This is a genomic window from Desulfonatronovibrio magnus (genome assembly GCF_000934755.1).
In the GTDB taxonomy this organism is placed as follows: Bacteria; Desulfobacterota; Desulfovibrionia; order Desulfovibrionales; family Desulfonatronovibrionaceae; genus Desulfonatronovibrio; species Desulfonatronovibrio magnus.
The window spans coordinates 1-8,469 of sequence record NZ_JYNP01000108.1 but is presented as its reverse complement, the minus strand read 5'-3'; the positions used below and the strand labels follow the sequence as shown (position 1 = coordinate 8,469).

The 8,469-nt window shown below is 46.5% G+C and carries 9 protein-coding genes; 7 read left to right on the top strand and 2 right to left on the bottom strand.

The window, feature by feature from the left end; genetic code table 11:
- The first annotated feature begins 531 nt into the window (after positions 1–531).
- The 5 genes from LZ23_RS24070 (at position 532) to LZ23_RS10675 (ending at position 5,560) form a co-directional block, all read left to right on the top strand.
- Complete coding sequence (locus LZ23_RS24070) at positions 532–1,299, top strand: energy transducer TonB (RefSeq protein ID WP_052507310.1); 768 nt, start codon at positions 532–534, stop codon at positions 1,297–1,299.
- A 4-nt stretch (positions 1,300–1,303) separates the two neighbouring features.
- Positions 1,304–1,852, top strand: coding sequence for a MotA/TolQ/ExbB proton channel family protein (locus tag LZ23_RS10690; protein ID WP_045214042.1), 549 nt, complete (start codon positions 1,304–1,306; stop codon positions 1,850–1,852).
- A 2-nt stretch (positions 1,853–1,854) separates the two neighbouring features.
- Complete coding sequence (locus LZ23_RS10685; RefSeq protein WP_052507309.1) at positions 1,855–2,250, top strand: ExbD/TolR family protein; 396 nt, start codon at positions 1,855–1,857, stop codon at positions 2,248–2,250.
- Positions 2,251–2,549: 299 nt separating this feature from the next.
- A complete protein-coding gene (locus tag LZ23_RS10680) occupies positions 2,550–4,460 on the top strand; it encodes a TonB-dependent receptor (RefSeq protein ID WP_045214040.1) in 1,911 nt (636 codons plus the stop codon).
- An 89-nt stretch (positions 4,461–4,549) separates the two neighbouring features.
- Positions 4,550–5,560, top strand: coding sequence for an iron ABC transporter substrate-binding protein (locus tag LZ23_RS10675; RefSeq protein ID WP_198145966.1), 1,011 nt, complete (start codon positions 4,550–4,552; stop codon positions 5,558–5,560).
- 59 nt (positions 5,561–5,619) lie between these two features.
- Here the strand turns inward: LZ23_RS10675 and LZ23_RS10670 are convergent, their stop codons facing one another.
- Complete coding sequence (locus tag LZ23_RS10670; RefSeq protein WP_045214037.1) at positions 5,620–6,009, bottom strand: type II toxin-antitoxin system VapC family toxin; 390 nt, start codon at positions 6,007–6,009, stop codon at positions 5,620–5,622.
- Complete coding sequence (locus LZ23_RS10665; RefSeq protein WP_045214036.1) at positions 6,006–6,233, bottom strand: type II toxin-antitoxin system Phd/YefM family antitoxin; 228 nt, start codon at positions 6,231–6,233, stop codon at positions 6,006–6,008. Before LZ23_RS10665 ends, LZ23_RS10670 begins: the two co-directional genes overlap by 4 nt.
- A gap of 135 nt (positions 6,234–6,368) precedes the next feature.
- Between LZ23_RS10665 and LZ23_RS10660 the strand changes: the two genes are divergently transcribed.
- Together LZ23_RS10660 and LZ23_RS10655 are read left to right on the top strand one after the other, a co-directional pair.
- Complete coding sequence (locus LZ23_RS10660) at positions 6,369–7,013, top strand: class I SAM-dependent methyltransferase (RefSeq protein WP_045214035.1); 645 nt, start codon at positions 6,369–6,371, stop codon at positions 7,011–7,013.
- A 285-nt stretch (positions 7,014–7,298) separates the two neighbouring features.
- A complete protein-coding gene (locus LZ23_RS10655) occupies positions 7,299–7,910 on the top strand; it encodes an FmdE family protein (protein ID WP_045214033.1) in 612 nt (203 codons plus the stop codon).
- Positions 7,911–8,469 lie beyond the last annotated feature (559 nt).

The following is an 8,469-nucleotide window of genomic DNA, read 5'->3' as shown; positions in this document are numbered from 1 at the left end:
CAGCAGTCAGTTTAACTGTTATTTTCGAAGAGTCCATTTTCAGCCTCATCTTCTCTGCCAATCCAGTAAGATAATTATTCACAACTCAATACTCCTGATCGTGAGGAACTGTCTGTGCGGGGTATGGCTTGCGCAGCCAATTATCCGCTCACCTCTTTCTAATAATTTGCATGGATATATTTGAGTATACTTAAAAATTTGAGAGCCAAAAGTTCTCATCGTTATGCCGGATTACGGCTTTCGTCGAAATATCGAATAAGTAAAATCATGGTAAATGAATGCAAAAGGTTTAGAGAAGTTTTGACTGTCAAGTTAAAAAATAAAAAATCATAAAAATGATTATTTTTCATTTACAAAAATAAAAATATTCTCTATCAAGTGACACGTTTACAAAATAATTATCTAACAAGCATTTGATTTATACTTTGGTCAAATGGACGTTTTTATATCTTACCGGCCATCACAATATGCCAGGAGCAAAATCTCTCTGAACGACACAAGGAAATGATTTCAACTTAATTTAATGACCTCATGTCTCATGGAAACAAAATATCAATCTGGATCAGCATTTTTCTGGCTTTTGCAGCACATGGTGCTCTCTTTGCTCTGCCATTCAAAAATCAGGAACCTGTTGAGGCAACCTTCAAGTCTGTCAGCTTTGTCCTTGTTGACCCTGTGCCTGAACAGTCTCAAGAAACCAGACCAAAGTCTGAGCCATTGTCTGAGCCAGTCGAAAACAATGAGCCAACGCCGGAACCACTACCTGAGCCAGAGCCAGATCCTGAGCCAAGACCAACACCTGATCCCATTCCAGAACCTGAGACTGAGCCTGTACCGATTCATAAGCCAGAACAAGAGCCGGGACCCATACCAGAACCTGAGCCAAAACCTGAGGAAAAACAGACCCAGTATGCTGAACCAGAAACGGTCTCTAAACATCCTGTCCAGGAAAGTATCACCCCTCCTGATCTGCGCGGCCCTGTGCAAAAGGACCCATTACCCGCAGAGCCGGTGCAAACAGCCTTTGGTGAGCCTGAAGGCCCAAGGTTCAATCAGAGAGTCATCCCGGAATACCCCATGCGGGCCAGGCGCATGGGACGGGAAGGAGTGGTGGGGCTTAAGCTGCACATAGATGAGCATGGTAATCTTGTGCAGGCGGAAATTATTGAAAAATCCGGACATGGCCTGGATGAGGCCGCCCTCAAAGCTGTTCAGCAGTCAACCTATTATCCGGCCAGTCGTAACGGGCAGTCGGTAGAAAGCCGGGCCAGGCTGAACATACGGTTTGAATTGAGGTAAGTGTATGACTGATTTGTTTCTTAAAGGCGGAATTCTCATGTGGCCCATCCTGGCCTGCTCCATTACGGCCCTGGCCGTTATCCTGCACAAGACCATGCAGTACAGAAGCATCATGGGCCAGTTGAGCATGTCTTTGAAGGAAGTCCAGCAGCAAAGGCCGCCTGTGCTGGAACCGCTGATAAGTGGTCTGGAAAGACACCTGGGAGAAAAGGAAATTGGCATAATCGGCACCAAGCTGGTCCGCAGGCTGGAGCGGGGGCTGGGCACTCTTTCTCTCATCTCAGTTATCAGCCCTCTGCTGGGGCTGACCGGAACAGTGCTGGGCATGATCAAGGCCTTTCAGTCCATGGCTGAAGTTGGGACACAGGTAGAACCGGCCATTCTGGCCACAGGCATCTGGGAAGCGCTCATCACCACTGCCTCAGGCCTGCTGGTGGCCATAGCAGCTCACGTAGCCTTTCACTACTTAGACAGCCGCATGGGAGAAATTACTCTGGGCATGAAGGAAATCACCCTGGCCCTGAGCACTAAGGCCTGTGAGCAGGAAGGTTGAATATGGAGTTTGAACGCATCAGGCACAGGCATACTCATATTGACATCGCTCCTCTGGTGGACATGGTTTTTCTGCTTCTTCTTTTCTTCATGCTCACCTATCAGGTAGTGGCTGACCACGGAATTGAACTCAGTCTGCCCGAGGCTGAGACATCCCAGGTCCAGGATTTGGCTGAGGTTGAAATCATTGTAGACTCAAAAGGGATTTTATACGTGAGTGGTACACAAACAAGTCTGGACCAGTTGCCCGGAGCCCTGAACAGGCTTTTCGTATCAAAGGAACAGCCCTTGATCATCCGGGCGGACAGGCAGGCCCATGTTGGAACTCTCGTGGGCGTAATGGACGCGGGCAGGTCTTCTGGATTCTCAAAAATCAGCGTGCTGACTGAAACAAAATAATCTGTTTTGTAACTGTTCAGCAAGGTAAAAATAAAAAGACATGGACCCCGGATCAAGTCCGGGGTGACGGTTAACGCAGGTAGTTGCCCTTTTCCGTCATTCCGGCGAAAGCCGGAATCCAGGTTGCTTAATAGTCTTATTGCAAATGTGGTGAACAGTTACTCTGTTTTTTGATAACCTTTGTGTCCTGGCTGCATGGATAGACATGGCTACTGGTAACACGAAATATAACTTATTAGACGAAAGCCAATAATAAAATTTCAATTCATAACATCCTGTAGTCTGCAAAAGGAGGAAAAATGCTTAAGAAACCAGTTTTGACAGGAGCAATGCTCATCTGGATGGCCTGTATTCTTATGTTGGCATCACCAGCACTGTCCCAGGATATGGAGGAAATAATTGTTACCTCCACACCCATCATTGACGGCAATGTAGTGGATTCCTACGGCTCTACCACAACTGTGGTCACTGAAGAACAGATCAGGAACCTTAATGCCCAGGATCTGGGCACGGCTCTCAGACGCACTCCAGGGGTAAACATCTCCCGCCATAACCAGATCGGCTCACATGGAGGGGCTGAAGGCGGGGCAGTGTTTATCCGGGGCATGGGCTCCAGTCGTCCCGGAGCTGAGATCAAAACTTTTATTGATGGTGTACCCATGTATATGGGCATATGGAACCATCCTCTCCTGGATCTTTTATCCATCGACACAGCAGCAGAAATTGAGGTTTTCAAGAGTCCTCAACCTCATCGTTTCGGGAATGCCTTTGGTGCAATAAATATTGTTCCCAAAAGACAGCGTAATGAAGGTTTCAAAACCAACCTGCATCTTGCAGGAGGAAGCTACAGTACAATAGTTCAGAGAGCGGAGCACGCAGGAAAGATCAGTGGAACAGATTACTATCTGGGACAAAGTTTCAGGAAATCAAGCGGACACAGGAAAAAATCCCATGGACAGCTGACCAACTACTTTGCACGGATAGGCACAGAACTGGGTGACAACTGGTATGCTTCAGTTTTTGGACTGCATACTGACAACCATGCCTGGGATCCTGGTGAAAAGGACGCCGACCCTCTGGAGAGAGAAGGAAAGTACGGTACAGAGGCATGGATGGGATCAGCAAAAGTTGAACATGATTACGAAAGGTTTAGAGGGTCTGTTCAGGTATATGCAAATCAAGGGGAGGGTCAGCAGCTGGACAGGCCGGACGGAAGGCCAGATGCCATATGGAAGTTCAAGTATCATGGCATCAAAGCCGTGGAAGAACTGAACCTGTGGACAGGAGGTGAACTGCGTCTGGGATTTGATTATGATATCACCACAGGAGAAGGCAGACCAGGAGGTGACAAATGGGACGGCCCCACCAACAGGGTCACCTCGCCGTACATGGCCATAAATCAGTTTATTGGCGATGAGTCAGGATTTTATGCCATTCCTTCGGCAGGACTCAGGTACTACAATCATAACCGCTTCTCCTCAGAAACCGCTCCTCATGCAGGGCTGATTCTGGGCTACAGGAACACTCAGATTCATTTTGGCTATTCTAAGGGCGTACTATATCCCGGTCTGGAAGTTGTGTACCTGTCAGAAGAATCCATCCCTGCCCTGGGAGAGTCGTGGAAAGACCTTAAGGCTGAAACCATGGATCACTATGAAGTGGGAATAAGTCATTCCTGGGAAAAAGTCAGGGCTGATCTGACACTGTTCAGGGACAAGGGCAAAAACAGATATGTTATTGATCCGCCTCCACCTTTTCCGCCTGCATACGACAATATCGGCACTTATCGTACCCAGGGGGTTGAGGCAACTCTTAGCTATAATCCGATTAATGATCTTTCGCTCTTTGCAGGGGTTACTTTTCTGGACTCAGATCCCAGCGACCTGCCTTATGCCCCCGAAAGGACATTCAGCGCGGGACTTAACTGGCGCTTTTTCAAGAGTTTCCAACTCAGCCTTGATGGTCAATATGTTTCAGAAAGATACGTAGAATCAAGAACCCGGCGGGATGGCTTCACCAATGAAAACAAAGTGGGAAGCCATTACCTGCTCAATGGAAAACTAAGCTATCTTTACAAAATGGAATCAAGCAACCTGGATCTTGAATTTTTCATTGCCGGTGAAAACCTGACTGATGTCGATTATGAATACAAACCAGGCTACCCCATGCCCGGCATCAACGGCATGGTAGGCGTAAGTGTTAGGTTCTAACTTTTCTAACCATGCAAACTATCACGATTATTCTCACTCTACTATGCAGCCTCTTACTTCCCGGTCACACCCCGGCCGGGAAGCTAATAGTGCAGGATGTGACGGGACGGACCATCACCGTTCCCCATGATCCAAAACGAATAGTGTGTCTTGCTCCAGGCACCCTGCGGCTCATTGTCTATCTCCAGGCCCAGGACAGGGTAGTGGCTGTGGAAAACATGGAAAAGATCAACCCGAGAGGGAGGCCTTACTGGATTGCCGGCCCGGACTTGCATGATCTGCCCATTGCCGGACCGGGAGGTCCGGCAAGCATAAATCAAAAGCCAAATATGGAGCAGTTAATTAGCCTTGATCCGGATGTAATCTTTATCACCTACATGGACCCTGCACTGGCTGATGAAGTGCAGAAGGTTCTTGGCATTCCCATTGTTGTGCTTGGATATGGGCCATTTGCCACCTTTGATGAGACAGTCTTTGACTCCCTTATGCTGGCCGGAAAGATACTCAACAAGCAGCAAAGAGCCAGGGACGTGACTGATTACATCAAAGCATCCATCAATGATTTGAAACAAAGAGCAGCCAACTCTCAAATCCGGGAAACTCCAGGGGTCTATATAGGCGGAATCGGCTACCGGGGTTCTCAGGGCCTGGAAAGCACTGACCAGGACTATCCACCATTTGAATGGCTCCAGGCCAGGAACCTGGCCCGAGAAATCCAGGCGTTGAAGCGCAGCCATATCTATACCAACCTGGAAAACCTGCTTAAAATCGACCCAGAAATCATCTTCATTGACGGAGGTGGACTGCGACTCGCTGCGGAAGCGTATCACAAAAAACCAGAGATATATAACGGGCTCAGAGCGTTCAGAGAAGAAAAGGTTCACGTACTGCATCCATACAACTGGTACCTGACCAACATTGATACAGCCCTGATTGGCGGCTATACCATCGGCAGAATAATTTATCCTGATTCTTTTGATGGTCTGGATATCAGGGAAAAGGCTGATGAAATATATAATTTTCTGGTTGGAAAGTCTGTAAACGCTGAAATGGAAAAAGAATATGGAAAACTGGGCGAAATGCCTGATTTTTTGAGATAGGAGGATGTCAAGCACATAATTTCATGGCAATTGTTTAGGTGATGGTAGTGGATGAGATATCAATACCAGACAGTATTGCAATTAAAGGTTGAAAAGGCAGGATCCAGGGTGACAAGAGGCAGCCCTTCCAGTTCACTTTGGGCGGCCAGCATACGATCAAATGGGTCTCTGTGCTGCACGGCGTAAGAGCCTGCACGCAATGAATGGACAAAAGTTATTGGCAAGTGAATAAAACCATCCGCTGACACCAGTTCGGAAAATCTCTTTGTAACATCAGGCACATGATCCAGTTTGCCTATTCGATGTTTTGTAGCAATTTCCCATGCGCTGGCTGCACTTACAAAAATTGAGTTTTCTTCTCGGAGCATAATATAACGTGCCTTTTCAGACAACTTGGGGTCATCAGTAAACCACCAAAGCAATGCGTGAGTGTCCAGTAAATATTTCATTTTGTTTCCCAAGCTTGAACTTCTTCTTCAGGCAAAGGCTCGAAAAAAGCTTCAGAAATTTTACCGGATAATCGTCCTGGCTTGCGCTGAACCCTATCTGGAGGCAAAGCCGTCAGAAGAGCGTAAGGCTTGCCAGCTTTGGCCAGGATGATTTCCTGGCCGGAGTGAGCCATTTCTAATAGTTTTGAAAAGTTGGTCTTGGCTTCACTAACATTAACAATCATAACACAACCCCCCTCCCCTTGAACTAATATTAACGACTAACCTATTTTTGGATATGGATATTGTCAACAAGTAAAGATTTTTCAGTTCATGAAAATATTATCCCAAATAAAATTAAGCCTGAGAGGAAACATACTATGTCCAATTATTATCCAGTCCATGGTTCATCTGGAATCAACAAGGCCAAGGCTGATTTTTTTGATGCCCAAGCCAATGCCCAATGGGCCAATGACAACTATACCCGAGAGGAAATGGAAAAGATTCAAAAGGTCCTGACCACCATTTCTGACCTGAACGGGATGACTATTCTGGAGCCTGGCTGTGGTACTGGTCGGCTGACCAGAATCCTGTCAGAACAGGTTGGAAAGCAGGGCAAGGTTATATCCTTTGATATCAGCAATAGAATGATCCAGAACGCTGAAAATCTTCTAACTGACGCAGACAACGTTGAGTTTCACACCAATTGTCTGGAAGCCTTAAACCTTAAAGCGGCAAGCTTTGACTGTGTATTCTGCCACCAGGTCTTTCCTCATTTTGACTGTAAACCCACGGCCCTCAAAATCATGGAACATGCCTTGAAGCCCGGCGGCATTTTAGTCATCCTGCATCTTATCGGCATGGCAAAAATTAATGACGTACACCGAAAAGCCGGCACAGCAGTGGCTCATGACATGATGCCGGACAGCAGGGAACTTAAACAACTGCTGGATGAGCATTGTTTTAAACTGGAACATATGGAGGACCTGGAGCATTTATATTTTGTCTTTGCCAGAAAAAGCTGATAATTTACTTGCGTTTTCAGTTTTCAGAAACATATAATGTTCCCGGCTGTGAGGGCTTACCCATGGAGTAATTTTTCCATTTTTCCGGTTTAAGTGTACTTGAATGTAAAGAAAAGAATATCTCACGCCCGGCATAGGAATGCCTTGAGTCGCGGAGCAAGGCAGGAGGAAGACAGTTAATATTCATACCCCCTGAACCGGGGTCAGTGATACCAGAAGGCGGCTCTGGGCGGGATTTTATAGTTTAAACTACCCCGGCATTTTATTAAAAGGAGATAAAAACATATGAATTGCAACCTTACCCCGGAACAGATCAGAAAATCAGTCGAGTTCCACGGTCATGAATGCCCCGGACTGTGGATTGGACTGCGTGCAGCAGAACTTTGTCTGAACGAACTTGGGCATAATGACCAGGATCCCATCACTGCTGTGGTGGAAACAGATATGTGCGGGGTGGACGCTATACAGGTCCTGACCGGCTGCACTTTTGGTAAGGGCAACCTCATTCACAAAGACCTGGGCAAGACAGCCTTTTCATTTTACCGCAAAAGCGACGGCAAGGCCCTGCGGGCTGTTTTTCAACGAAGCGCCATGGGTGAGGAAGGCGAGGAAATGAGAGCACTGACCAAGAAAATATTCTCCGGCCAAGCCACGGATGAGGAAAAACTCAAGGCAAAAGAGCTCAAGGAAAAAGCAAAAAAACGTATATTTGATGCTCCGTTAAGTGAGCTCTTCATTACAAACAATATCGAAACCCCGTCTCCGCGGCCGGCCAAAATCCTGGATAGTTTAGAATGTAAGGCATGTAATGAGTCCACCATGGAATCCCGGACCCGGCGTTTTGACGGCCAAGTATACTGCATCCCATGCTTTGAAAAGGTTGAACAGAAAATCTGATTTTTACATGTTCATCCGGCTGAAACGCACTTTTAAAGCAGCTTTTCAGTAGCTCCTGTGCATAATGTGATCTCATTGGCAAAAATCATCATAGCAATGGACAAGCCCTGTATTTCGATACTTTTTTCAAAAAAAATCCTTCCTCATGCAAAAGTGCTCACTTTTGACGGTAAAAATCAGGGGATATAATATCCAGACCCGCTTCTGGGATGTCTGGACTGCTCTCCCCTGACAGCCCTGCCAAAAGCTTGACCAAGCCTTTCACAGGCCTGCACCGCTCTTATGGGGTCGGACCTAATCAAGTTATTGAGTTAATTGTATAAATATCCTCTATATAGTCTAAAATTGGCCTTAGAACGCCCATTTCGATGCTCAAAAACCAGTTGTAAGCAAATATGCCCAGAGCCAACAGATATTTTTTGCCTGATCATGTATGGCATATTACCCATAGATGCCATAAAAAGGAATTCTTGCTTAAATTCGCCAAGGACCGTAGCACATGGGTAAAATGGTTGTTTGAAGCCAAAAAAAGGTATGGGCTACAGGTATTGAACTATAC